The sequence below is a fragment of the Methylobacterium sp. WL6 genome (assembly GCF_008040095.1).
Classification (GTDB): domain Bacteria; phylum Pseudomonadota; class Alphaproteobacteria; order Rhizobiales; family Beijerinckiaceae; genus Methylobacterium.
This window is the reverse complement of sequence record NZ_VRVH01000606.1, coordinates 1-967: the sequence shown is the minus strand read 5'-3', so window position 1 is coordinate 967 and position 967 is coordinate 1. Positions and strand designations below refer to the sequence as shown.

General features: G+C 72.4%; 1 protein-coding gene. It reads left to right on the top strand.

Features of this window, described 5'->3' with window-relative positions:
* Positions 1-52: 52 nt before the first annotated feature.
* Positions 53-967 (top strand): pseudouridine synthase (locus FV230_RS28705; RefSeq protein WP_147844775.1); only part of this gene is annotated, 915 nt, incomplete at its 3' end.

Genomic DNA, 967 nt, shown 5'->3' with positions numbered 1-967 from the left:
GGCCGAGCTCGAGGAGCTCGAGGCCGCCGCGCCGGAGGCCACGGCTTCCGAGATCGCGGCCCCCGAGACCGCGCTGGCGACGGCCGCCCCCGCTGCGCCCGAGACCTACGAGGGCGAGCGCATCGCCAAGGCGATCGCCCGCGCCGGCATCGCCTCTCGCCGCGACGTCGAGGCGATGATCGCGGAAGGCCGCATCACGCTGAACGGCCGCGTGCTCGACACGCCGGCGATCAACGTGACGGATTCCGACGCCATCACCGTCGACGGCGAGCCGCTGCCGACGCGCGAGCGCACCCGGCTCTGGATCTTCCACAAGCCGCGCGGCCTCGTCACCACGGCGCGCGACCCGGAAGGGCGCCAGACCGTGTTCGAGGTGATGCCCGAGGAGATGCCGCGCGTCGTCGCCATCGGCCGCCTCGACATCAACACCGAAGGCCTGCTGCTGCTGACCAACGACGGCGGCCTCGCCAAGGTGATCGCCCATCCCGATACCGGCTGGCTGCGCCGCTACCGCGTGCGTGCCTTCGGCGACATCACGCAGATGGAGCTCGACCAGCTGCGCAAGGGCGTGACCATCGACGGCATGGAATACGGCCCGGTCGAGGCGACCCTCGATCGCGCCAGCGGCGACAACGTCTGGCTGACGCTCGGCCTGCGCGAGGGCAAGAACCGCGAGGTCAAGCGCATCCTCGAGCATCTCGGCCTGTCGGTGAACCGGCTGATCCGGCTGTCGTTCGGGCCGTTCCAGCTCGGCGACCTCGAGGTCGGGCTGACCGAGGAGATCAAGACCAAGGTCCTGAAGGAGCAGCTCGGCAAGGGCCTCGCGAGCCAAGCCGGCGTCGACTTCGAGAGCCCGGTGCGCGAGCCGATCGCGCCCTTCGGCGGCCCGAAGAAGGAGGCCCAGGCCGAGCGCTCGCGCCGGGACGAGGCGCCCCGCGGCCGCGCGCCCTCCGGCGGGCGCCCGGTG